The sequence below is a fragment of the Murimonas intestini genome (assembly GCF_024622195.1).
Taxonomy (GTDB): domain Bacteria; phylum Bacillota; class Clostridia; order Lachnospirales; family Lachnospiraceae; genus Murimonas; species Murimonas intestini.
Window position 1 is genome coordinate 196,353 of sequence record NZ_JANKBI010000007.1, and the last position, 26,052, is coordinate 222,404.

Sequence of the window (26,052 nt, forward strand, 5' to 3'; positions counted from 1 at the left end):
CGGTTATTGACTGTATCACAATACCTGATTGTTACCAGTGGCTGATGGAACAGGAAAAATCCGGGGCTTTTATACTTAAGAAATATAAAGATAAAACGCCTGAACAGTTCAAATTTTTACAGAGACAACTTTTGGATTATCTTTCTGAGAAAAATATGAAAGAAAATCCAACATGCTCCTATGCTAAATTTGTCCAGGCTAAATTTCCTGCAATTTGGGAGGAATATATAAAGCGGGGATAATAAAAAGTGCTGCCGTATTAACCACTTTATATAGTTGTTAATACGGAACAGCACTTTTCTTTTTAATACAATCCCCTAAAACCGGGTTATTTTTTCATGGCCTCAGCCTTCATCTTCTTAAGCCTCTTCATGACATCGTTCCCCCCGCGTCCGAAGTAGTCGTGAAGGAGTTTGAATTCTTCGTACAGCTTCTTGTAAGCCTCTACATTCTCCGGGATCGGTTTATATGTCTTCTCCTCTACTTTGCCCATCACATTGGCAGCATCAAAGATAGAATCATACCCGCCTTTGGCAGCCCCTGCTGCCACGGCGCCAAACATAGCTGCTCCCAGTGCAGGGCTCTGATCAGATGCACCGATAAAGATTTCCTTATTTGTCACATCTGCATAGATCTGCATCATCATCGGGTTCTTTTTAGATATGCCGCCGCATGCATAGAGCTGGTCTACAGGAACACCTGACTCTTCAAATGTCTGGATGATCATGTTCTTGCCATATGCAGTCGCCTCTATCAGAGCGCGGTACATTTCTTCAGGCTTAGTCGTCAGGGTCATGCCCAGCATCATTCCTGTCAGATCCACATCTACCAGGCAGGAGCGGTTGCCGTTCCACCAGTCCAGAGCAAGAAGCCCGCTCTCTCCGATTTTCAGTCTGGAAGCTTTTTCCGTCAACAGCTGGTGGATACTGATTCCACGCTCTTCTGCCTCTTTATAGTAGCTTTCAGGCACACAGTTTTTAACAAACCATTCAAAATGATCTCCTACACAGGACTGGCCGGCCTCATAGCCAAAATATCCCGGAAGTACTCCGTCTTCTACCACTCCGCACATTCCCGGCACGATCTGTTCTTTTTCACTGCACATAATATCACATGTGGAAGTTCCGATGATCATGAGCATCTTATTAGGCTCAGTGATACCTACAGCAGGAACTGCCACATGGGCATCTACATTCCCCACAGCTACGGCTGTTCCCGGGCAGAGTCCCGTTCTGGCAGCCATAGCTTCAGTCAATTCCCCTGCTTTGGCTCCCTGCGGAAGGATGTTCGGTGTAAATTTATCTTCTATGACATTCTCAAGCCTTGGGTCCAGGGCTTTGAAGAATTCCTTTGAAGGATAGCCTTTTCTCTTGTTCCAAAGTCCTTTATAACCTGCTGTACAGCTGTTCCTCACATCAACGCCTGTGAGCTGCATGGTCACCCAGTCTGCCGCCTCAATAAACCTGTCAGTCATGTCATAAATCTCAGGTGCTTCATCCAGGATCTGCATAATTTTAGGAATCATCCATTCTGAAGATATCTTGCCGCCATACCTGGCCAGGAAATCTTCCCCCATCTCTTCAGCAATCTTGTTCAGCTTTGTTGCCTCATACTGTGCAGCATGGTGTTTCCAGAGCTTCAGCCATGCGTGCGGGACACTCTTTAAATCTTCATGGAAGCTTAAAGGAAGGCCATCCTTGTCGATCGGGAGCATTGTGCAGGCTGTAAAGTCTATGGACATTCCGATGACATCCTCAGCTGGTATCACTGATTCCTTTAATACTGCGGGAATTGTCTCCTCCAGCACTTCCAGATAGTCCGCGGGATCTTCCAGCGCCCAGTCCGGTCCCAGCCTTGTCCCGTCAGGAAGATATTCTTCCATGACTCCATGTGTGTACATCTTTGTTGCCTGTGACACAACCTCACCATTTGATACATCCACGAGGACTGCTCTGCCTGACTGTGTTCCAAAATCAAGCCCTAATGAATACTTTTTTCCCATTTTCATCCTTCTCCTTTTTTCATTATATTTTAATTTACAGATTCCAAGAATACTCTGCTTTAACGCAAACATATTTCTATTCCGTCCTGAACTGCCGCATGCTTCTTGAATTCCTCCGGATCTCTGTCTTCCAAAATTATATCATACTTTGCGTAATATTCCTCTAATAAATTATCAATTTCGGCCTTAGAAACTACATTTACATATTCTGCCATCTCATTTACAGTCTACAACTTGTACGCACATCTCAACAAGTTGTATTTTACTGACAGAGAGATCAAAACAACCAAGATACCTGCGCCGCACAATATCCTCTGAACCTGGATCATATCTGCCAAGGGCCCGAACACAGCCATTCCAAATGGCAATGCACATGAACCTGCGATCTGCATAAAACTGAATATCCTTCCCTGCATCTTTGGCGGAACATTCTCCTGGATTGTTACGGTAATTGGTGCATTATAGCAGGGGGATGTGATACCGATCATTGTGTTGCAGATAAGGTAGAAGAGAAATACCGGGGCGATTCCCAACCCTATCATCAGCAGCCCATAAGCAGCTCCCGCAAACAATGTCGTATTCATTTTTTTCTTAAAACCGCCCCAGGAGGCGATTACAATCCCTCCAAGTACCATCCCCAGGCTGTATGTCATCTCACTTGCTGTCAGCCTCCACACTTCTTCACCAAAAGTGCGGCTCACCATGAGAGGTGTCAAAAATGCGGATGGACTGATCAGAAACAGGATAGTGATCTGATAAATAAGCAGCCTTTTTATAAATCTGTTTTCTTTTAAATATCTAAATCCGCTCCTGATATCTTCCAGGCTGGAATTTTTGATCTTACCTTCTGTTTTTTCATTTTTCTCTGCTGCTTTTTGTTCATAGGGCTTTACATAAATAGTGGCTGTGATGCACACACCAATGACAGCTGTCACTACATCGATCAGCAGAGTAGTTTCCAATGGCGCAACTGTCAGGATCGCACCGCTGAGTGCAGGAGACAGAAACATCATCAGGGAGGAGAGTGTGCTGTTAATGCCATTTATCTTCATCAGATATTCCTGCGGAACAAGCTGAGGAATGATCGCATTAACTGCTGGAGTCTGGATTCCAGTTCCCGCAGAGCGGACGGCTAGCACTGCAAACAGCAGCCAGTAGCTCCTGTGCCCCGTAAAAAACGCAGCTGCCAGCAGCAGTGTGGCTGCCGCAATCACTGAATCTGAAAGCATTATCATTTTCTTCCTGTCATATCTGTCAATCCATACTCCGGCGAAGAGAGAAATCATGATCTGGGGCAAAAAGCCGCATAACGTTGAGATTGTCAGCATCTTCCCCGATGAAGTAGAAAGTGTAATATACCAGATAATAGCATACTGGACAAGAGACGATCCCAGCAGTGAGATAGTCTGTGCAGTTAAAAAGCGTGCTATAGAACTTTTCCAATTTGGTTTTTTCATAAATATTTTCCTTTCTGTTTTAAGACATAAAAATAGAAGGCTGCGGGAAAACACTGCCCGCAGCCCTCTATGCATAAAATGCCCCTTAACCGGAAAATAGGTACAAAAAACAAACGCACTAATGAGTGCGCAGATATACCTGCTTTTCCGGTGAGTTCAAAAGCACTTACGCTTCCAGTTTAAGCTCCGTACAATGTTTCACCGGTACCATTTGCACAGAGCTGATTCGTCTTTTCAATTCATCTATCACGATTCTATTCATAATAATCACCATTTTTATAATAACATACCGATCCAGCAGAATCAATCCACAATATCCCTCTATATATCCAGCCGTTTTTCCATCCTGCCCGCGCTTATGAAAAACGGCACACAGATCAGAGTCCTTATGACTATCCTCCATATCATATCTATACCTGCAAAATGAAACATATTAAACAATAAGGCTGCAATGACCCAGGCCAGCACACCATGCCTGTTCCCATTCCTCTGATACAGCACCAGATAGGCCCATATATACAGGACCGGAAACAGTACGCTCACTGCAAGTATCATCTCCGGTGCAGGCAGATCCAACTGCATTCTAAAATAGGAGTGAGTCTCGCCGGCAAATTTTGTCATGACATTCTCACCTATTTTAACTAATACGAATAATACCCCGGTAACTGCAAGGTTTACAGCCAGTTTTGCAGCATGTCTCTGCCAGACCGGAACTCCTGTCAGCCTTTCCATATCCCTGTAAAACTCCCCATAGCCGCTTACTAAAGACAGAGTTGGATAGAACATCATGACCAGGGCCGACAGCGAGTAAAAAAGGCTTAGAAGCATGACTGCCGGAAAAAATGTATCATCTGCATATCTGCACCAGCTCTCAGGCATAATCCACAGGAGCAGATTGGCACATATCAGGGCCAGGAAGAGAAAGCGGAGTCTTTCGTATTTCGTCCTGCCTTCCCAGTACAGGCAGCTTTTAAACTTTTTCACAGCGAACCACCTCCATATAGTAATCTTCCACAGACTGATGGTACTTTTCCCTTATTTCCTCCGTCTCCATCTGACGGATCCCATATCCTGTCACAAACAAAACCTCATCAAAGAGATATTCCAGTTCCTTTAAAAGATGTGTGGCCATCACAACAGATGCATCCTCAGGCAGATTAGCCAGAAGGAATTTTTTAAAGTCCTTCTTAAATGGAGGATCGATTCCATTTAAAGGCTCATCCATCAGATACAGGCGGCTGTTTCTGGCCAGGGCCAGGATAAGGCAGAGACGTTCCTGCTGCCCCGTTGACAGAAGCCTTATCTTCCTGTCCGGCTCCAGTGCAGATTCCCCAATCAGCTGCTGTGCTCTGTTTATATCAAAGTCATCATAAAAATCTCTGTAATATTTCAGGGCGTCCATTACCCTCATCCACGGATAAAAGCTCCTGCCCGAAAGGACAAAAGAGATTTCCTTTGTATACCGTACTATTTCTCCGCTGTCCTGTTCCATCAGACCTGCCATCATCTTAAGAAGCACTGTCTTTCCATATCCGTTATCGCCCACCACTCCTATGATCCTGCCCTTTTTAATAGTCAGGTCTGCCATATTGATTATTTTTCTGCCATCCAGCCACTTATTTGCCTGCCGCATTGTAAGCAGCGTCCCCCGATCCTGTAATATGTCATCTGCCGCTGTCATCTCTCAAAACCTCCTCTCCCGAGTTTTTCATTTCTTTTAATATACGTCCTATTATATCCTCATCTGACAGTCCGCATTTTCGAAGATGTACTATAAAGCCATGGATCTGCTCATCCAGCATACTGCCTTCCAGGCCGTCCATGACGTCAGCCTTTATGAAATTTCCGACCCCTTTCTGGGAATATATTATACCTTCACTTTCCAGATACTGCATAGCGCGCTGGACCGTCAGCGGCGAGACTTCATATAGAACTGAGTACTCACGTACAGAGCGCAGCTTTTCTCCCGGCGCCAGCTTCCTGCTCACGATCTGCTCTTTGATATCCATACCTATCTGCAGATAGATTGGCTGTTCTGTATTAAATCCCAAGTCAGTGCCCTCCATGTGTTATACTGTTATATATTAGTATAACACTTGTTTCTGTTGATTACAAGCCCCATCTGTCATCAGAAATAAATTATCTTCCCATTGACAAACTGCAATAACCGTCATATACTTTTATTATATTCTTTTAAAAGTTTATAACAAAAGTATTGGAGGAAATATATATGAGAATATCAAATAGCAGACCGTTTTTCCTGAAGCATCCGGATCCCGGCAAAAGACCTCTCAACTGCTTTCTGGCCCAGGCTTGTCTTGGAACTTCATTTACTTATCTGACAAGCGGAGCTTTCCTCAGCGGGCTGGCTATCCTGATGGGGGCCGGGGATGTACTTGTCAGTTATCTGAGTGTTATTATCAATATCTGCGGTGTCCTGATCCTGGCATTTTCCACATTTTTAGAACGCATCCGCAGCCGGAAGCGCCTTGCAATCATACTGACCGCACTCTCCAAAATTTTCACTCTTTGCATTGTAATTATTCCTGCTGCCGCGCCTGCTGGAAAGGAGCTTGCCCTGTTCATCCCATCGGTCATCATAGCCTTCACCCTGCAGGCACAGGCCTCTGTTGTGCTGAATCAATGGATGCTGGGCTTTGTAGATGAGAAAAAAAGCGGCCGCTACATCTCTCTGCGCCAGACACTTACCCTGGCTGTCACAGTCGTTCTATCCATGACAGGCGGCAGATGGATGGACTATATGGGCGGAAGATATATGGGCTTCGTCATCATCTTTGCAGCAGCCGGCCTGATGGGTCTCTTTGAAATCATTATACTGGCACGAACCCCGGACAGCACAGTATACCAGCCTCAGACAGTGAAATGCAGGCCGTGGGATATTATCAGGCTGCCTCTTAAAGACAGGCGCTATCTTGGCTTTGTGGCATATATCTCATTATTTTATCTGCTGCTCAATATTTCAGACAGTTTTACCATGGTCTACATGATGAAGTATCTGGCCCTGCCCTATCAGACTGTAACCATGCTGTCTATGATCATCTCACTGCCTCAGCTTTTCCTTCTTACCATCTGGGGCAGGATCAGCGACCGGCGGGGACACCAGTTTGTTCTGAATGCCTCAGTCTGGCTCTTTGCCGCTGAAACTCTGTTTCTCTCCTTTGCATCGCCCAAAAGCTGGTCTTTATTCATTCCTCTGGCTTTTTCAGCGGCCTCTGTGGGTAATGCGGGATTTGTCACAGCAGTTTTTAACCGGCGCTATGAATTGATGCCCCGGCAGAACCGCATCGTCTACGACAACTTTTATACTGCCGCTGTAGGCCTGGGATTTATCCTGGGGCCTATGACGGGAGGCCTGCTGCGGGGATGGGCAGAATCCAGTCCGGTTCTCACGGACAGTATTCCTTTTGCAGGCATCCGGCTGCTCTACCTCATTTCAACTGTGGGGATACTGCTCCTGCAGGTCTTATACTTATATGGCTTTGCACGATCCCCGTACAATCAATTCAGGTTCAATAAGTGTCTGAACATGGCTCTCCGTCTCCGGCACACCGTGTATCTGCTCAAGGAGAAGCTCCGCTGCCATTTCCCCTAACTTCTCCTGAGGGTGGGCAATGGTGGTCAGGTTAAACGCCTCTTCCCGCGACATGGACGAATTGTCATATCCTGTCACAGAAATGTCCCCCGGCACCTGTATCCCCCTTTTCTTTAAAGTATGTATCATCTTCACTGCAGTCTGGTCATTATAGCAGACTATCCCGTCAACAGGCACATGCCTGTCCAGGAGCTTCACTGTCATGAGGAAGGGTTTGCTCCCCCTGTCTTCTGTGTGGAACCAGATGACTCTGTCAGGATCATAGAGTATCCCTGTCTCCTGCAGCGCCTTAACATAACCCTTGTGGCGTTCACGCCCCTGCCTGTCATCTGCCTTGAAGATGCCCAGCAGGCTCCGGTGCCCCAGGGAAAGCAGGTACTTTGTCACAAGGTAGCCCCCCTGGCAGTCATCCATAAGGATATGGGGCCGTTCTGCCATCTGTTCATAAACTCCCTGTATAAATACATAGGGAATCCCAAAGGAATCCATTTTCTCATAGAGGCTGGTGTGCTTGCAGAGCAGCTCACTTTTGCTTGGCTCAATGATAAGCCCGTCAATATCCTTCTTCAGAATGTCCTCCAGACAGATTCTCTCCATTTGTCTGCTGTTTCCCGTATTTTTCAGTATGATGCTGTAACCGTTTGCAGAGAACACCTTGTCCATGCCCTGTATCAGCCACGGAAAAATGTAGTCAGATATATAAGTAGTGATAACACCTATATTGTGGGACTGCCTCATATGTCCCATGCGCTCTGAGCAGAATGTCCCCTTCCCATGGACGGCATTGATATACCCCTCCTGATTCAGGATATCCAGAGCCTTCCGGACCGTATGCCTGCTGATATGATGTTCAGCCGCCAGCTCATTTTCCGACGGCAGCTTTTCCCCCGGCTTTATCCTGCCGCTCAGGATCTCATCCCTCAGCATCTCCATCAGGGCAAAATATTTTGTTTTTCCGCTCTCTTCTGCCATAGCTGCCTCCCTGGATACGATTCTCCGGTTACTCTTTAAACATGATGCGGAGTTTTTTCATTACGTAGAAATACGCAGGGATCAGAAAAAGGTCAGCTGCTATCCAGGCACAGCCATTTGCCAGACAGGCCGCCGTGTAACCGAATGCAGGTACAAGCGCAAATGCCACAAATGACCTGGCTGCCATCTCGCATACGCCTGCCAGGATCGCAAACATGCTGTAGCCCATCCCCTGTATCAGGAACCTTACAATATTAACAATGGAAAGCAGCAGATAGCAGACTACATTCAGAAGCAGATATGTATATATCTGACTGATGATCTGTGTTTCTTCCCTGCCCACAAATAAAACCGGAAGGCTTTTTCCAAATACAAGTATCAGCACCAGGGCCACAGCAGAATATGCAGCCCCCAGGATCACACAGCTTTTTAAGCCCTTTCCTATGCGGTCCAGCTTCCTGGCTCCCACATTCTGCCCTCCGTATGTAGCCATAGTAGCCCCCATCGCATCAAAAGGACAGCAGAAAAATGCCCCTATCTTGGATCCTGCCGCTATAGAAGCCACCGCAGCAGCCCCCAGGGAATTTACCGCAGTCTGCAGGATTACGCTTCCCACAGCTGTTATAGAATATTGCAGTCCCATGGGAATTCCCATTTTACACAATACAGATACATACTGCCTGCCGATTTCCCAATCCTCTTTTTTCAGTCTCAGTACAGGGAAATGCTTTATCATAAAGAAAAAGCAGAGTATGCCCGAAACAGCCTGGGATACAACAGTTGCCCATGCCGCCCCTGACACGCCCATCTTAAATACTATTATAAATAAAAGATCCAGGACTATGTTTAGCAGGGCAGATAATGTCAGAAATACCACCGGCGTTTTAGCATCGCCCAGGGAACGGATATATCCTGAAAGCAGATTATAAAGGAACGTGGCCGGAATCCCCGCGAAGATCACGATGATGTACTTATACGCCTCTTCCAGTATATCATCCGGAGTATTCATCATTATGAGAATCTTTTTGCAGAGCAGGACAAATACGGCTGTCATGACTACCGCAAACCCCGCTGCCAGAATGGCGCTGTTTCCCACAAAGCGGCGCAGCCCGTTCTCATCTCTGGCCCCGAATTTCTGCGCTACCGGTATGGCAAATCCATTACATATCCCCATACAAAACCCGATCACAAAAAAATTCACTGATCCTGTGGACCCCACTGCCGCCAGCGCATTAACACCCAGGAAACGCCCCACGATCAGTGTATCCGCCATACTGTAAAACTGCTGAAACAAAAAACCAAATACCATAGGCAGGGTAAATCCCAATATCAGCTTCATGGGAGAACCCTGCGTCATATCTCTCACTCTTGTCTTCTCGGACGACTTTGCCATATCCTTTGCTCCTTAATGATTCTTTGAACCATCTCATATCAATTTTCTTTTTTCCGGAAATCACTATATACTCTTTGGAGCTAAGTTGCAAGCAAAATATGTAAAAATCAACAGATTCGTTTATAACTGTTTTTTCAGTCTGTCCGGAATATGACCGGAGTTTTAAGTATCCCCATCCTTTTCAGCTGATATTCATAGGCGTACCGTTCATCCTGTGTTCTCCACTCGTTTGGTCCGGATGACCACTCTACGATCTCATCACAGCTGTGCACAGTGCCAAAGGCGTTGATACGGTTACCAAATGAAATTATTTCCAGCCTGTGTGTTCCGGCAGCAAGGTGCCCCAGGGATATTTCATAAGGGGCATATGCAACAGGCTGCCATTTGCCGCCATCCACGGATACCTTCAAAAGCGGCGCGCTGAATTTGCTGATCTGGACAGCATAGGAACCTTCTTCTGTCTCAAATGCCAGTTCATATTTCAGATTTCCTGCATAAAACGGCAGTCCCTGGACCGTATAGTCTCCAAACAGAAGTTTGTCCGGCATAGCTGTCAGATATGCCTCCCGGCCTGCTGTACGCACACCGAATTTACCAAGCATATAAGACCATTCCAGATTTGTCTTTTTCCCAAAAGGACGTGTGATACACAGTTCATTCCTGCCCTTTTGAACACCTCCCAGTTCGATCTTCTTCAGACATTCATCCACATACCAGCCGCAGACTTTCTTTTCTGCAGCCTCTCCGTTCCAGGTGATCTCTGCCTCCCCTGGCTGTTCCAGGGCCAGATAAATCATATCCTCTTTGGTTTCCGACAATACCGTATAGCGCAGGGTGACTGTATGCTCCAGCTCTTTCTCCGCAGCAGTTACCCAGGGCTGAGGCCATGCTTCCATCCTCTTGGGATAGCCGAGACGCTCCCGGAGTATATTATCTATCCGAAGGATCTCCTCTGTTTCCTGCCAGCTCTCCTGGTCAAACCGGTATTCGCACTGGTCCAGAAGCAGCACATTAGGTTCCTCAAGATAAAATGCCTGCGGCTGGGGCAGTAATTTTTCTTCCCTGTGTTTATCCGGCCTCACAAACTGTCCCGCAGCAGCATCATCCGCAGTCTGTATCCCCATGTACTCTCCCTGAACAGGATGCAGGTGCAGAAGGAGGCTGTCATGAAGATCCAGGACCTGCTTAAACTCTGTCCAGCCACCTTTTACAGTGGCAGGGCATTTTCTCACTATACCTATCTGCGTGTCGCAGATATCCACTCTCCACTTTCCTGCCAAACGTATATGGTATTGTATTTCCTGGGTCATATCCTGTGTCTTTGGCTTTGTTCCATTAGCAATAAATATCCACCGGCACTCCCCATCCTGCCGCATCTGATAAAGAAAATGTCCGGCTGCTCTTCCGTCCGGCATGTGTATCTCTATTTCCCGGTAAGGCTCCAGAGCTTTGAGCAGTTCTATTTTATCCATGGGAATACGTACACACTGCTCTGCCAGTTTCCTACCTGCAGGATTTTTTCTGGCATCCACATATTCAGGCGCCTTGCCCGCAAAGATCACTGTCCCCTCTGCCTTCCTGAAGCTTTCCAGATATGCCAGCGTCGTGCTTCTGAGAGTCTCACACCCGGGAACCAGAATTACATCATACTGCATCTCACCTACTGCAATGGTTCCTTTTCCAATATTCACAGGCTGCACGGCCAACAGGGACTCTGCCAGAAAATCAAAATCTGTCAGACCAAACAGCAGCCATTCGGTAATACTTTTAAACTGCTGTTCTAAAAGATCCCTGATCTGAGCTGTCTGTTCCTTGGGCCCAAAGTGCAGCCAGTAGCTCTCCACCGGATGTATCACGGCTACACGCACACGTGGTGTTCCCCGCATCATGGCAGTATTTACCCGTGCAAAGTGGTCTTCCACCATCTTATATTCTTTATACCAGGGGGACTGATAGAAAATAGAAGCCGGATAGTCTCGTTTGGCCTCCCCCTCCATACTTACCCATGAGAGATGATGCACCCTTCTGGTAACACCAAGAGCTGCCTGCCAATCTCCCTGAAGCTTATGCCCCCTGAAATCAAAATCCCAGTTTGTCACCCCGTAGAGCTCACTGAGCACACCTTCACGGCCATATTGATGGGCAGCGCTCTGTGCCTGTTTCGCTGTAGTATATTCTCTCCAGTCACACAGCATATCGATCCCCGGCAGCCCAAAGCTCCTGTAAGAACGCATGGCCTCTCCCAGGGCTGAAGTCTGGCTGAGCAGTGTAGGTTCTTCCATCATATGGCCTGTAAGCATAAGGCCGTGTCCGGTGCACCAGCTGCCCACCGTATCTGCAAAAGAAGATGCAAACAGCTCTGCCAGCCCTTCGTGGTACTGGTAGCGCGCAGCCGAAACACCGCCTTCGGGAAGCTCCCAGATGACCTCCGGAAAATGCTCCAGAAAACTCTCCCCAAAACGCTGCTGGTAGAAATCCTCAAAGCTGTCTGTGTATGGAATCACAAGCGCCTTTTTTTCTCCTGCAAAATCCAGCGTCTCTTTCCGTACAAACTGAGGCTCATCAGTAAAGATGGATGGCACTGCCTCCCCGAATTCTTCTCCGAAACGCCGTGCATAGGCTTCATGAGTCACCTGTATAAATTTCTCGATTGCCTTCCCATTCAGAGTGTCCACATAAGTCTGGTTATTATGCCAGGGTGTCGGTTCTGCAATTTCCAGATAAAGCCTCCATATATCACCTCCGCCCTCTTCCACGGGCGCTTCTGTTTTCTGCCAGGACTTCAGGCATCCATTCTCCAGCTCTATCCTGTAAATACCCAGCAGCCTGCAGTCCTGGCTCTCTTTCTTATCCATTCCCTCAGGCACAAAGAGCAGGTGCCTGCTGCGGTATTCTCTCTGCTTTGTCACAATACCGCCTGCCGCTCCTGATGGCCAGCGGTCCTCATCATACAGGTATGTGTACAGTCCCTCTTTCTTACCTTCCTCAATGCACGCTGACACACAGTCCATAAATTCCTCACCCAGATAAGGTGTATCCAGCCCCACACGGCAGTGGATATGATAACCACCCATCCCCATCTCTTTAAAGTAATGGATCTGCCTGGTCAGCTGTTCTGCATCCAGTTTATTGTTCCATGCCCAGAAGGGCGCTCCCCGAAAAAATGCCGGAGGATTTTTAAATTCCTCTTCTGTCCACTGATCTCTCATATTCTTTATTCTCCATCATTCCTGCTGCTGTTTTTTAAATTCGTCAAACTGTCTTTGCGCTTCGGAAAGGACCTCATCTATACCGGCCTGCTTCAGCTTGTCAATGGCTCCGGCGATATTCTCATCATAGTCCTGAAACCCCAGTGCGATGGGCAGCAGATATTCTGCCTCTATTGCCTGAAGCTGTGCATATTCCATATTCACTGGCCCTGTATTGAAAATAAAGTGACGGGTCTTCTTCGGGATGCTGCCCTCTGAACTTGCATAATAAGTCTCTATCTGTTCGTCCGTCACATAGTCCGGGAATCTGCGGAAGACAGGATTTACTGTCATCCAGCTGTTGATCAGCCCATCGGAGCAAAGACGCTTTACCCGCCCCTGCGGAGTCAGAGTATAATCTGTCCCTTCTATTCCATATGTCCACAGGTCCACCCACTCCTGATTTTTCTGAAACAGATTGATCACCTTCACATAGGCGGCAAGCTCTTCCTCATCCTTCACTCCCGCGCTGACCGCAAAGGCTGTCACATAAGTCCCTCCCCAGTCTATAAGAGGCTTTTCATTTACATCCCCAAGGTAAATATTCTCAAACACTGCATCCGGAACTGACAGGCGCACCTTCTCCATCATCTCAAAGATCCTGTCGCAGGAACTGACCGCAAACATGGAATGTCCTACATCGGATTCATTTTCTGACTGTATAGCATTGTACAGAAGATATTCCGGGATGATCCCCATCTCTTTCCACCTGCTTGTGATCTCACACACCTGCTTAAACTCCGGGGATTCGTAATAACTGTACAACGCCGTATCCTCCGGATGGTTTGCATCAGTCATAATAAAGTTATTAATAAACTCCATATTTTTATCAGAGGCAATAACGCCGTTTAAAATTCTGGGATTCATCTTGCCTCCCAGCCCGATGTAGTCCGGATGGAGTTCTTTACATGTGCTGTAGAATCTCTCCAGTTCCTCCAGCGTACTGATCCCGGAAAATCCGGCCTCCTCCATGAGATCCCTGCGTACCATAATGAGATAATCTTCCCCGGCATTTTCTTTATAACCCACCGGCACTGCATACACCCGCCCATCAATCACAAAAGCTCTTACTGCATTTGCTTCATCACAGTATTCATACAGCTGCGGTGCATTTTCCTCAAGCACATCCGTCACATCCGCATAGTATCCCTTGCCTGCCATTTGGGCTGTGATCTCTGTGTTTGTATAGCACATAAATTTTTCTCCCGTGGAAAACATCATTTCCGACTTGCCGGTTCCGTATTCTGACCATGGCAGGTAAGAGATCTGCAGGTCCACATTGATCTCATCCAGCACCCTCTGATGTATCTCATCCTCCATCAATTCCTGCATCCTCGCGGATTCTTCCCCGAACATGAGCAGATTTACAGTTACCGGAGGCTCTTTTGCAGATACAGTATCAGAGCCGAACCCTGCCAGCACAAATAAAGCTGCTGCTCCTGCTGTCCATTTTTTCCAATTATTTTTTCTATCCTTCATAAACTTTGTCTGCTCCTGTTCTTATGAAATAACGTCCAGTTATCCTTTGACTGAACCGGCCACCATGCCGTCCACTATTCTCTTATTAAAAATAATAAATAAGATCAGCATTGGTATTGTAATGATTATAACATCTGCAAATAATAAATTATATGAACTTTGATACTGCCCCATAAAATTATAAAGGGTAAGCTGGACTGTAGCATTTTTTCTCCCCGGGAAGAAATACAGAGGATTTGTAAAATCATTAAATACGCTGACTGCATTCAGTATAATAACTGTTGCCGTGACTGGCTTTAAAAGAGGAAAGATGATTTTGCAGAACATTCCCAGCCGCTCACATCCATCTATGTAGCCCGCCTCCTCAAGCTCTATGGGTATCGTTCCCACGAATCCCCTGTAAAGCATGATATCAAAAGGAATCTGAAGAGCAATCTCTATCATGACCATACTGAACATAGTGCCGTCTATATGAAGCCCCTGGGTGATCCAGATAGTCGGCAGGATAGCCGGCGGCACCATCAGGCCCATCATGGTCACAAAATTAGCCGCCTTTGTCAGCCCGTCTTTTCTCCTCTGCAGGATATAACCGGCCATGGAGCAGACAATGATCAGACCTCCCACTGAAAATACTGTCAACAGAATACTGTTTTTAAAAGCAGTGAGCAGTATATAATTGTTCGCCGTAAATACTTCTGAATAATTTTTCCAGACAAAGGTCTCCGGCAGAGCCAGTTGAAGAAGGTTTGCTTCCCGTCTGTCTTTTAAGCTGTTGCTGAGTATGAAGATAAATGGAACCACAAAAATCAGAAAAGCTGCTGCCATCCCAATGATATCCCCAAGCAGCCTGAACCTCTTATTTTTTTTCATCTCATTCTACCTCCTTGCTCAGCAAAAACTTTTGCAGCGGAAAGGCCAGCAGGCCGATCAATATCAGCATAATCACATTCCCGGCTGTTGACAGGCCATAAAATCCAGCTGCATACTGCTTGTATACCACGGAAGCCAGTACATCAGATGCAAAACCCGGACCTCCCCCTGTCATAGACCAGATTAAGTCAAAGCTTCTGAGTCCTCCGATAAAAGATAAGATAATTACTGAATTCATAGCCGGGCGGCAGAGAGGAATAGTTATGTTTTTAAGCTTCTGCCAGCCATTTGCCCCGTCTATTGCCGCCGCTTCGTAATAATTTTTGTCAATAGAGACGATACCGGCTATATAGATCACTGTGGCAACAGAAACACCCTTCCACACATCAGTTAATATGACAGAGTATAAAGCCATGTCCACATTTCCCAGCCAGTCCGGGCCATGTCCACCGAAAAATGCAATGATCTGGTTAAACAATCCCTTCGTTGGATGCATCAAAGCCTTGAAAGCCATGCCTACTGCTACTGTACTAACCAGATTTGGAAAAAAGACAATAGAGCGGATCAGATTTTTTGTCCTGATCCCGCTTGTTAAGAATACTGCAATAAAAAATGCAAGGATTACTTTTAACCCGGAAGTGCCAATCGCATAGATCATCGTATTCACAACACTGTGGCTCAGAGAACGCTCTGAAAAGAACAGAGCAAAATTGTCCAGACCGCAAAAAGTAAAACCTGAAAAATCCCAGACTGTCATACTGAAAAAGAATGAAACAGCCATCGGTATTATAAAGAAAACAAGGAAAACACTCATTGCCGGAAGCAAAAACCATGCCGGATATATTCTCTTCCTATTCATAATCTCTCCTTTCTAAAAAGGGGCTGCATATGTTATATGGCAGCCCCTTTTGCTCAGCATAATTTTTTACTTCCAGTCAAGACCAAGCTGTACAGCCATCTTGAGGCAGTCCTCATCGTAGGCTTTTGCAGCCTCCTCTGCTGTTGTCTGTCCGGTCACAAGCTCTGTACAAATGGCATCACAGTTTGCTCCCTTAACCGGGGTCAGGAACTCAAGGGCGGGTGCAGTTTTACCAGCCTCAAAATATACCATCTGGTCCTTAACACCTTTGAATACAGTATCCGGAAGCTTATACCCATTGTGGAACGGACCGCTCGGCCTGCTGTTTTCCACCAGCACATCAAGAGCCTCATCAGATGTCCAGAACTCCATAACAGCTTTTACAGCATCTACATTCTCACTGTTTTTATTTCCATAAAGCCCGCCTGACGTCCATACAGTCAGACCTGTCTCTTCTTCTGTGTCCCCGGGAACAGGAAATACTCCTATACGGTTTACTACATCCTCACCATACAATGTATAGATATTCTGCAGAATACCACAGGTCATGATGTAATGAGCGCCTTCACCATTTGCCAGCATGTCACAGCCCATGTCATAAGTAGTAGCCATATAGTCTTCATTATAATAAGGCTGAGTCGCCTCCAGCTTCTCCCAGCTGCGGAAGGCAGCTTCAGATGTGGCAAACTTCTTCTCACCTGAGGTAAATCCTTCTGCAAAGGCAGGGTCATTATGCATCACCTGATAATTATCTGCTAAAAATGGTACCTGTGCTGTCCAGGCATCTGCAAAAGTTCCAATCAGCGGAGTTACCTCACCTGCTTCTTTGATAACATCCAGATTTGCGATAAACTCATCCCATGTCTTTGGAACCTCAAGGCCGTATTTCTCATAGATATCCATGTTATACATTACGCCGCCGCCTGAAGCAGAGCCTGCGGGCACTGCGTAAAGACCGCCCTCAAAGCTTGCTGCCTGTGTAAAGGAATCATCAAAGGTCGCTGCCAGGTCTGTGCCTGCCATATCAATAAAGTAATCCTGAGGATTCAGTGCAGACAGTAAAGATCCTACATTATAGATCATGAGATCTGTCATATTTCCGGATAACAGACGGGTCTTTATAAGATTAGTTCCCTCTGAACCTGCCGGCTTAAATTCCACCTCAACAGTGATACCCATTTTTTCTTTAATAAGATCGAGGATCGGCTGATAGCTTGACTCATCAGTACCATTCTCTATCATGATACTTAAATTTACTCCATCATAAGGCTTTTCATCCGCAGCCATGCAAGTGAACGCACTTGCCATGCTCCCTGTGACCATTGCTGCCGTGAGCAGCATCCCCATCATTTTCTTTCTCTTCATCTCTTTTGCTACCTCCTTGTTTTTTGATTGATTCATTCAAAAGCAAGGCTATCTTATGTCATTTTTATGCACTACGCAATAACAAAAACATGTTTTTACTTTAAAAAATATCTTATTTTGCATATTTATATCAATTTTGGGCCGTATATTTTGTGCATGTTGTACACTTTCTAATTCTTTTTTATCTGGCTTGGTGTTACGCCATAATATTTCCGGAAAGCCGCAGAAAAATAGGAGGAACTGTTAAATCCCACTTCTTTTGCAATATCAGAGATAGACCTGTCCGGATCTTCCAACAATATTTTTCTGGCTTTTTCCAGCCGGAGCTGTTTCATGTAATCCGGGAACGTCTTTCCGGTGTACTGATTAAACAGCTTACTAAAATAAGACACACTGACTCCGAAATGTTCAGACACCAGTTCAACAGAAAGACAGCATTCCTGACAATGCTCTTCTATGTAAACAACTGCCTCATCCATCAGGCTGGATGCAGAAGGCTGCTTCCAGGCTTTAAGCTGTGCCTTTACCTGCAAAAACAGCTGGCACAGCCACGTCTCAATATCCTCCTGCCCGATAAATATCTCATATGTAAGAAAGTCTTCCAGATAAATCTCATATTCTGTGTTTTTTTCACCGCTGATCCTCTCAGACAGCCGTATGACATCAGCAGTAAGCATTTTCAGGTAATTCTTTGCCGCCTTAATATGATAAGCAGTCAGATTATCCAGCAGACTTCGGATACACTCTTCCATATCATCTTCTTTATTCTCTTTAATACAGCGCATGATCCGCTCTTTTTCCGGCTCCTGCACAGGACCGTCCATCTTTTCGCCAAGAAGCTTTTCCGGTATAACCTGGATCTTTTTTGACAAAATATAGTATCCTGTAAGCATATTGGCCCGGTGGTAAGCATCCGGCAGCTGCTCTGTCCCTTCACAGCCTGAAATGCCGATACAGCCCTGAAGCCCATAAATATCTTCCAGCTCAGAGAGTAATTCACCAGCCGCCGCTTCCCCTCCGTCATCCGCCTCTTCGTTTGTGCCCCTGCAGATGAGCATGATGATCTCGGAACGTGAGACTTGATAACACTGCAGTTCATCCGTGCCTGCAAGGCTCTTGTTTTCACGGATGAAAGCAGCTATCTCATCATTTTTGTTCCAGTCATCCAGACAGTAACGCATGACCATGACTAAAAACGACTTCGGAGTTTTCCCGCCGAATCCAAAGACCTGCTCATCCATCTGCTCCTGGCCTTCCTGCCGTAGATATCTTACAAACACATTGCTGCGGATCTGATCTCTCAGAAGCGCCATACTCTGGTTCACATCCTCTAAAGATCCGCCGCCCAGTCTGCTGTTTCCAGCAGTACGGTCCTCCCTGCTTCCGGCCAGTTCAAAAATATTGCGAAAAAGCATACCCAGAGGACGGTACATCCAGCCTGACAAAATCCACACGATCACAGCCATGATGGCCATCCCCGCCACAGTGGCAGCCAGTATCATCTGGAGTGCCTGTCTGATGCGCTCCTGGTTGGGAGACATTTCCTGCAGCCAAATAGCTGAAAAACGTCCTTCTCCCGGCGCCGCAAAAGAAATCTTATACTGTTTGCCGTCAATCGTTTCATACAAAACACCTTCCTTCTGATCTGACATTTGGACTGTATGAAATAATTCTCTTCTTTTTTCCTCATAAGCATCCTTTTTCCAGACCACTGCTTCCCCATCCTGATAGAAAATGCAGGGAGGATTTTCTCTGTTCTGATCCAGCAGCGCCGTTTTTTGCTGCAAAACGTCCAACTGCACTACCAGTGCAACTCCGTAGCTGCTGGGACCATATAAGTACTCTCTGGCACTCCAGAATACTACCATCTGCCGTTTTATCTGTCTGCTGTCAGCGCTGATAAAAAACAGCTCTTTGTCTGAAACTGTCTCATGGATTCTTTCTACAAGCTCCTCCTTTGTATTCTGCAGTATCATACCGGTATCATAGCTGGCCAGGACCCTTTCCCCATGAAACAGCACCACTGAAGTGATTCCCTGAGTATTGCCTGCCAGCGCTTTCATGGATTCATAGATAGACTTCAGATATAGGTCCTCACTGCCATCTGATAAAAGGTATGCCTTCACATCCAGGTTTCTGAACAGAAGCTCCGCCTTCTCCTGATACTGGGTGATCTGGCTCTCATAGGAGCTGGTTACATTCTTTAAAAAATCCAGTGTCTCTTTCTCGGACTCCTCCCGGATCTGCGCAGAAAGGCTCCGGAATACTACGATATCCACAAAACCAATAGCCAGGACTGCCACTGCAAAAAATGCCATAAGCATACGCAGCCTGTATTTAGGCTTCCGAATATTTTTTAATTGTTCCTTCAGCTTTCCCATACAGATCCCCCTCTCCATTTCCCGTTTACTCTATACTCTCAGCAGAATACATTATACACAGGCACGCCCGCAGCCTGCCTTGCGCTCATTGATCTCCCGGATAACTTCCGGTTCTATCTTAAAATTCCTCTCGATATCCATCAGACCATTTATTTCCTGCTGCACATCTGTCACCTGGGTGTAACAGTAACCGCAGACATAGGGCAGTTCCTTCACAGCAGTAGTGATCGCGTCAAATCTTCTGATAAATTCTTCACCTGTACCAACTTTATTCCCATAGCCCCATCCCAAGCTGCCGTTTTCAAATGCAATCCCTCCAAATTCACTAATGATCACTGGCTGTCCCTGGTAGGAGCAGCCTTTTGCAAAAGCTCTCTTAAAGTGGTTATGAGAAAGGCCGGATGCCAATATTTCCTCTTTGAAATCCATATAACGCTGTTTAAAAATTTTACCGTCCTCCTCATAATCGTGAAGCGTAAGGATATCGGATACTGTATGCTCCCACCCGTCATTTACGATTACCGGACGGTAAGGGTCCACACTTTTCGTCAGATGGTAGATTGCTTCCGTAAAATGCTGTTCAGTCCGTTTCGTATCTATTTTGCTGATTCCCCACGATTCATTAAAGGGTGTCCATGTGATAATGCAGGGATGATTATAATTTTGCCTGACGATTTCCATCCACTCCTTTGTGAATTCCTCCACAGCATCATCTGAAAACTGGTAGGCAGAAGGCATCTCGCTCCACACCAGCATCCCCTTCACATCACACCAGTACAAAAAGCGCTCATCCTCTGTCTTCTGGTGCTTTCTCAGGCCGTTATAACCCAGCGCATGGATTTTATCTATATCCTCTATAAGTGCTTCCTCATCAGGAGGTGTCAGATGTGATTCCTTCCAGTATCCCTGATCCAGGATAAGCCTCTGATACAGCGGGCTGCCATTTAGCAGAATATTACTCCCCTCGATACGTATCTCGCGCATTGCGAAATAAGAACCCACTTCATCTACTACATGTCCCTGCCTGCTCAGCCTGAACCGGATATCGTACAGATCAGGATTTTCCGGTGACCAGGTGCGCACACCCCATTCCATATCCTGAACATTTCTGGCAAACACATCCAGCGTAACGCTCATCTGCCTGTCTGTAAGCATGCACTTTGTACGATTGATCACCTTTCCCTCAAAGCTGATTATAGCTTCCACATCCAGCCCCTCTTCTATAACCTGGCGGGATGCATCTGCATGATATTCCACCTCCAGTGCGTATTCTTCCAGCTTTGGAGTCATTTTCACTGAGGAGAGGCTTACCTCCGGCACATATTCACTCCACACCGTTTTCCAGATTCCCGTAGTCTGCACATACCAGCATCCAAAGCTCTGGGGCAACCAGCGCTGTTTGCCTCTTGGCTGCTGCATATCAAAGGAATCCTCTGCCTTCACCACAATGCGGTTTGTACCGTCATTCACAAGACGTGTAATGTCAAAGGAAAAGCGGGCATATCCTCCGCAGTGGCTCCCGGCATATTCCCCATTCACCCATAATTTTGTACAAAAATCACTCCCTTCAAAATGAAGCAAATATCTGTGATCTTTCAATTTCTCTCTGTCGATCTCTATATCTCTCTCGTACCACAGAAAATCATGGCGTTCTGTCTCTCCTATCCCGCTCAATTCTGTCTCATATGTAAAGGGGACCCGGATTTTACGGCTTTCCTCAAGGCCGCTAAACCAGCGCTCTTTTTCACCGCAGTTCTCATCATCAAAACGAAACTTCCATTCTCCGTTTAAGTTCGTCCAATTCTCACGGACAAATTGGGGCCTTGGATAATCTTTTTTATAACACTTCATTATTTGTCTTCTCCTTCTCTTATTTAAACAATATTTTTGTTATATAATAGCATATCAGGCGGTAATATTCAATTTATTTTTGATTATATCAACAGTTTTGTTGTTTTAATTTATAAAAATAAGGTAGTGGTTTTCGCAGTGACAATTTATCAATCGTTACTGCGAAAACCACTACCTTATTGTGAGTGCTGCTGCCAGCCATGGATCATGCCTTGGTACTTGTTGGCATAAGTTCCCCTGGCTTTGGCAGATAGAGCAGTACCGAGGCGGTGAAGGTGTCCGGGGTATAGTCAAAGGCCGTCAGGCCGCTGTAACGCCGTGCCATCGAGCGGATGCTGGCAATCCCCACGCCTTCGGCTCTGTTCCTGCCAGGTTTGGAAGACAAAAACCGCTCACCTTCCTGGCATATTACCCCATCGTAGCCGTTCTCCATACGGATCAGGATCTGTTCCTCCCGGGTCTGTATCCGCAGCCGGATAAAGCGGTGCGTTTCCTTTGCATCCAGTGCGGCTGCCACGGCATTTTCCCACAAGTTTCCAAGGATGACTGCAAGATCACTGCCGGAAATCCCCGGTTCTTTTGGAAGAGAAATGTTCATCGTCACCGTGATATCCGATTGCTTTGCCAGTGTTTCATAACGGCGGCAGAGCGTGTCAGCCACAAAGTTCTCACAGAGGGGCGGCTGGATAGCGCCAGCCATGCTGTCCTCATAGTCATCCAGATAAGTAAGAGCCTCTTGGACCTTCCCCTTTTCCAACAAGCCCCGCAGGACCTGCACATGCTGCCTGCGGTCGTGGCGGATGCGCTTCATCTCCTCAGCATGGCTTTCCAGATCGTCCACCCGCGCCCGCTGCAGATCAAGCTGGTGGGCAAGCTGGGTATGGATCTCTGTTTCTCTCGCCGCCATCGCCGCATGAGAGATGGCTGAAACCATCTGGGAATAGGTTACAAAAGCGCATAAGCCGATCAAAAGGCGAAAGCCATTTGTAAGGGTAAAATTCCCAAGCGGATAGATATTGGTCTGCAGGATATAAAGGATCACAAAAAAGAGTGGGATAAGCCACAGCCGAAGATATCCCCGCAGATCGATCCCACGCAGTTTCTGGTAGAGCCTGCGGCAGAAGACCGCCAGCAGAAACGTCAGTACAACCGATGGAATGCCAAACCCCGGGATATCCGCCCAGCAGTATGGACCGTCTGTCATATGAGGCAAAAAGAGGCCATAGAAAAAGTAAGTGGTACTCCGGCATAAATGTAATACCTGTACCGATAAAAGCAGGATGAACAGAAGTCCGCCTGCCCGCTCGTGAGTCGCCCGGCGCAGGCTGAAATAGCCAACGGCAAACCAGAGCGGCAGGGAGACTGTACTGGTATCCATCGAGAAGGGCAGACAGGCACTCAGCCATGCCGACAGCGCCATGCTGGCAGCACTGCCGGCCACGGCCAGAAGCGCTGCCACAGGCGCCAGAATCCGCATTGGCACCTGCAGCAGGCCCCTGGTCACATAGAGGCAGAAAAACATGGTCATAGCTGCCTCGATCACACAGGTGATGTATTCTGCAGTAATCGTCTCCATCTTATCATTCCTCCATCCGGCCGAATACATAGGCCATATACCGGTTTTTGAGGGCAGTGCGTCCATCCCGTGAGAGGGGGATCTCCCGGCCATCCTTCATTAAGAAGCAGTCTTCGTTTAAGCGCTTCACAAAATCCATGTTGACAATAAAGTAGCGGTAACACCGCAAAAACGGGTCACCGCCCAGGCGTTCCTCCAGCGCGGAAAGAGACTGGTTCACTGCCACCTCACCCCGCAGAGTGTGCAGTACCGTTTTATGCCCGTAGACCTCCACATACCAAATACCAGAAATATCCACATCCAGTTCATTCCGTCCGGCAGTCACACGCACCTTCCGGGCGGAAACACCCATCCGGTCATGGGTACGCCGCATGGCCTCACAGAAGGCTTCCCAGCTTATCGGTTTGATCAAGTAATGGGAGGCTTCCACGTCGAAGCCATCCGCATAGTGCTCCCGGCTGGTAGTAGTAAAGACCAGCGCTCCCCGAAAGCCCTTCCCCCGCAGGATACGGGCCGCGTCAACTCCCAGGGCGCCTTCCATATAAATATCCATAAATATCACGTCAGCGCTCCGGGCCTCCCGGCTCTGCAGCAGCGCTCCGGCGTTTTCAAAGCTCAGCGCAGCAACGGGCAGATGATTATTTTTTGCATATCGGGCACAAAAATCCAACAGGATGTCCCGGTCCTTTGCAAGATCATCGCAGATCACAGCAAGCATCTCTATCCCTCCTTTCCCAAAAGGCAGAAAAGTATAATTTTCAAGATCATTATAGCATGAAGCGGAGCGGATTTACAGCAGGTTCCCTCCGGCTTAGGCTCTGTAGGAACGGCTTACGCTTTTTTTCTTGATTTCGAGAGATGAATCTGTAACAATGAGTAAAAACATATACGGTTTCTGGACAGCGGGATTTACTGTCATGACCCTGACGGTGAACGCACCACCAGAAGCCCCGGCTTTTACCAGTGCGGACAGTGTCTGTCTAATCATTACATTAAGGCTATGTTTTCCGCCTTGTGAACGACTATGGAAAAGGAGAGGAAAAGAAATGACAAATAAGAAAAAACAAAGTGCCGTTGTCGTGGCTGCCACGGTAATGAGTATCACATTCGTGCTTTCACCTGTTGCCGCTGTTTACGCAGCAGATGCAGAGACAGCAATCGTACAGCAGACAAGATCAACAGAGATCAGGGAAAATGCCCTGCCGGTCACACTGCCGCAGGAACTGTCAGGGAATGCAGGACAGGTTTTGCAGGACATTGCTTTACCGGATGGATGGAGCTGGACAGATGGAAACACCATCATCAGCAGGGAAAAACCAGAATACCCTGCCAGAACCGCAGTGGACGATAAGACGTATGATTACAGCGCAGTAGAGGGCTACAATGCGGAAGAACATTTCGTAGAGAAAAATATCCCTGTTACTGTCCTGGTGCCGGAAACGGAAGAAAGCACAGCTCTTTCCGCAAAGGAACAGGTTCAGGCACCACAAACAGACAGCATATCCAGTAATACGGGGGAAATTGAGATCAATCCCACATCAACAGAGGCCAGGGAAAATGCCCCGCTGATCACACTGCCGCAGGAATTGTCAGGGAATGACGGACAAGCTTTGCAGGACATTGCTTTACCGGATGGATGGAGCTGGACGGATGGAAACACCATCATCAGTAAGGAAAAACCAGAATACCCTGCCAGGATCGCAGTGGACGATAAGACGTATGATTACAGCGCAGTAGAGGGCTACAATGCGGAAGAACATTTTGTAGAGAAAAATATCCCTGTTACTGTTCTGGTGCCGGAAACGGAAGAAAGCACAGCTCTTTTTGCAAAGGAACAAGTTCAGGCACCGCAAGCAAACAGCATATCCAGTAATACGGGGAAAGTTGAGATCAATTCCACTGATTTTCCGGATGAAAAGTTTAGGGAGTATTTGTTGGATAAATTCAACGGTGATGGTGAGAACAAAATAGCGATAGCGGATGTTACTCTTATTGATGTTAAAGACAGAACAGATATAACGGATTTAAAGGGGATTGAAAAGTTCGCTGATCTGAAATATTTGATTTGCTCCTACACAGGAATCCAAGCCTTGGATGTCAGCAAAAATTCCAATCTGGAAACCTTGTCTTGCACCGACACAGAAATCCAAGACTTGGATGTCAGTAAAAATTCCAATCTGAAACGATTGTACTGCTCCAACACAGAAATCCAAGCCTTGAATGTCAGTAAAAATACCGCTTTGACATACTTGTTTTGTCCCAGAACAAAAATCCAAGCCTTGGATGTCAGCAATTGTCCTGATTTGGAGTTTTTAGATACAAGGTATATGAATCTGGCTTATCTTGATTGGGGAACGGCTGATCTGAGTACGTGGAGTAAGACTTTATCAACGATTGATCTAACTGTAACTGGTGATACCTTCGATATTACAAAGAAATTTGCTGGTATTGACATCAGCAAGTTGACCGTTATCAGTGGCGGAAGATTGGATGGCAACAATATCACAGACTATAAAGTTGGAACGCCAATCCAATATACCTATGCCTGTGGGAACGTGAATGGATCATCTGATACATTGACTGTCACCTTGAATTTATCCAAGTCAGTCAGCAAGATTGAAATAACAAGCAATCCTGATATGACTTATACCGGAAACCCTGTTAAAAATCCATCTGTTGATTCGGAAGGAAGTACAGGGGATGTTAACTATACTTATGAAATTTGGAATGGCAGAATTTGGGATAAATATACTGGCATTCCAACCAATGCCGGGAAGTACCGTGTAACTGCAAAGCTGGCAGAGGACGACTTCTACAAAGGTGCAGAAGATACAAAGGAATTTACAATATCACAGGCAGCTAACGGCTGGACAGAGGACCTTGCTATGACAGACTGGACTTATGGAGATAAGGCAGTATCTCCAACAGCCAAGGCAATTTTCGGTGATGTGATTTTTACTTACAGTGATTCAGAGAAAGAAGCCTA

Annotated in this window: 18 protein-coding genes and 1 pseudogene; 2 read left to right on the plus strand and 17 right to left on the minus strand. The window is 46.6% G+C overall.

Going from position 1 to position 26,052, the window contains the following annotated elements; translation table 11 throughout:
- Window positions 1–328: 328 nt before the first annotated feature.
- From NSB28_RS12635 to NSB28_RS12660, 6 genes are all read right to left on the minus strand, one after another.
- Entirely contained in the window at window positions 329–2,002 is a 1,674-nt protein-coding gene (locus NSB28_RS12635) for a ribulokinase (protein WP_257497707.1), read from the minus strand.
- 59 nt (window positions 2,003–2,061) lie between these two features.
- Window positions 2,062–2,217, minus strand: a complete 156-nt coding sequence (locus NSB28_RS12640) for an L-arabinose isomerase family protein (protein WP_330665378.1) — start codon at window positions 2,215–2,217, stop codon at window positions 2,062–2,064.
- A 12-nt stretch (window positions 2,218–2,229) separates the two neighbouring features.
- On the minus strand, window positions 2,230–3,459 hold the full coding sequence (locus NSB28_RS12645; protein ID WP_109627151.1) for an MFS transporter: 1,230 nt from the start codon (window positions 3,457–3,459) through the stop codon (window positions 2,230–2,232).
- 321 nt (window positions 3,460–3,780) lie between these two features.
- Window positions 3,781–4,443, minus strand: a complete 663-nt coding sequence (locus NSB28_RS12650) for a hypothetical protein (RefSeq protein ID WP_109626966.1) — start codon at window positions 4,441–4,443, stop codon at window positions 3,781–3,783.
- Window positions 4,430–5,140: an ATP-binding cassette domain-containing protein gene (locus tag NSB28_RS12655; protein ID WP_109626968.1), complete on the minus strand. Its 711-nt coding sequence runs from the start codon at window positions 5,138–5,140 to the stop codon at window positions 4,430–4,432. The genes NSB28_RS12650 and NSB28_RS12655 overlap by 14 nt, the downstream gene beginning before the upstream one ends.
- A complete protein-coding gene (locus tag NSB28_RS12660) occupies window positions 5,124–5,510 on the minus strand; it encodes a GntR family transcriptional regulator (protein WP_257497708.1) in 387 nt (128 codons plus the stop codon). The genes NSB28_RS12655 and NSB28_RS12660 overlap by 17 nt, the downstream gene beginning before the upstream one ends.
- Before the next feature lie 944 nt (window positions 5,511–6,454).
- On the opposite strand from NSB28_RS12660, the pseudogene NSB28_RS12665 reads away from it, so the two are divergent.
- Window positions 6,455–6,934, plus strand: a pseudogene (locus NSB28_RS12665) (MFS transporter); the annotation flags it as partial.
- 15 nt (window positions 6,935–6,949) lie between these two features.
- Here NSB28_RS12665 and NSB28_RS12670 read toward each other — a convergent pair.
- From NSB28_RS12670 to NSB28_RS12720, 11 genes are all read right to left on the minus strand, one after another.
- Entirely contained in the window at window positions 6,950–8,044 is a 1,095-nt protein-coding gene (locus NSB28_RS12670) for a GntR family transcriptional regulator (RefSeq protein WP_109626972.1), read from the minus strand.
- A 28-nt stretch (window positions 8,045–8,072) separates the two neighbouring features.
- The gene (locus tag NSB28_RS12675) at window positions 8,073–9,437 is read right to left on the minus strand and encodes an MATE family efflux transporter (protein ID WP_109626975.1); all 1,365 of its coding nucleotides are present in this window, start codon (window positions 9,435–9,437) and stop codon (window positions 8,073–8,075) included.
- Window positions 9,438–9,571: 134 nt separating this feature from the next.
- Complete coding sequence (locus tag NSB28_RS12680) at window positions 9,572–12,646, minus strand: hypothetical protein (RefSeq protein ID WP_109626977.1); 3,075 nt, start codon at window positions 12,644–12,646, stop codon at window positions 9,572–9,574.
- Window positions 12,647–12,661: 15 nt separating this feature from the next.
- Window positions 12,662–14,164 (minus strand): ABC transporter substrate-binding protein, encoded by a 1,503-nt coding sequence (locus NSB28_RS12685; RefSeq protein ID WP_109626979.1) that lies wholly within the window; start codon window positions 14,162–14,164, stop codon window positions 12,662–12,664.
- A gap of 39 nt (window positions 14,165–14,203) precedes the next feature.
- Window positions 14,204–15,034: a carbohydrate ABC transporter permease gene (locus NSB28_RS12690; protein WP_109626981.1), complete on the minus strand. Its 831-nt coding sequence runs from the start codon at window positions 15,032–15,034 to the stop codon at window positions 14,204–14,206.
- 1 nt (window position 15,035) lies between these two features.
- Window positions 15,036–15,893: a carbohydrate ABC transporter permease gene (locus NSB28_RS12695; protein ID WP_109626983.1), complete on the minus strand. Its 858-nt coding sequence runs from the start codon at window positions 15,891–15,893 to the stop codon at window positions 15,036–15,038.
- A gap of 66 nt (window positions 15,894–15,959) precedes the next feature.
- A complete protein-coding gene (locus NSB28_RS12700; RefSeq protein WP_109626985.1) occupies window positions 15,960–17,258 on the minus strand; it encodes an ABC transporter substrate-binding protein in 1,299 nt (432 codons plus the stop codon).
- Window positions 17,259–17,428: 170 nt separating this feature from the next.
- Window positions 17,429–19,639 (minus strand): helix-turn-helix transcriptional regulator, encoded by a 2,211-nt coding sequence (locus tag NSB28_RS12705; RefSeq protein WP_257497709.1) that lies wholly within the window; start codon window positions 19,637–19,639, stop codon window positions 17,429–17,431.
- A 51-nt stretch (window positions 19,640–19,690) separates the two neighbouring features.
- Window positions 19,691–21,490, minus strand: a complete 1,800-nt coding sequence (locus tag NSB28_RS12710; RefSeq protein WP_109626990.1) for a glycoside hydrolase family 2 protein — start codon at window positions 21,488–21,490, stop codon at window positions 19,691–19,693.
- Window positions 21,491–21,695: 205 nt separating this feature from the next.
- Window positions 21,696–23,066 (minus strand): sensor histidine kinase, encoded by a 1,371-nt coding sequence (locus NSB28_RS12715; RefSeq protein ID WP_257497710.1) that lies wholly within the window; start codon window positions 23,064–23,066, stop codon window positions 21,696–21,698.
- Between the two features lie 4 nt (window positions 23,067–23,070).
- On the minus strand, window positions 23,071–23,784 hold the full coding sequence (locus tag NSB28_RS12720; RefSeq protein WP_109626994.1) for a LytR/AlgR family response regulator transcription factor: 714 nt from the start codon (window positions 23,782–23,784) through the stop codon (window positions 23,071–23,073).
- Window positions 23,785–24,313: 529 nt separating this feature from the next.
- On the opposite strand from NSB28_RS12720, the gene NSB28_RS12725 reads away from it, so the two are divergent.
- Window positions 24,314–26,052: leucine-rich repeat domain-containing protein (locus tag NSB28_RS12725; RefSeq protein ID WP_330665379.1), on the plus strand; the 1,739-nt coding region annotated here is incomplete at its 3' end.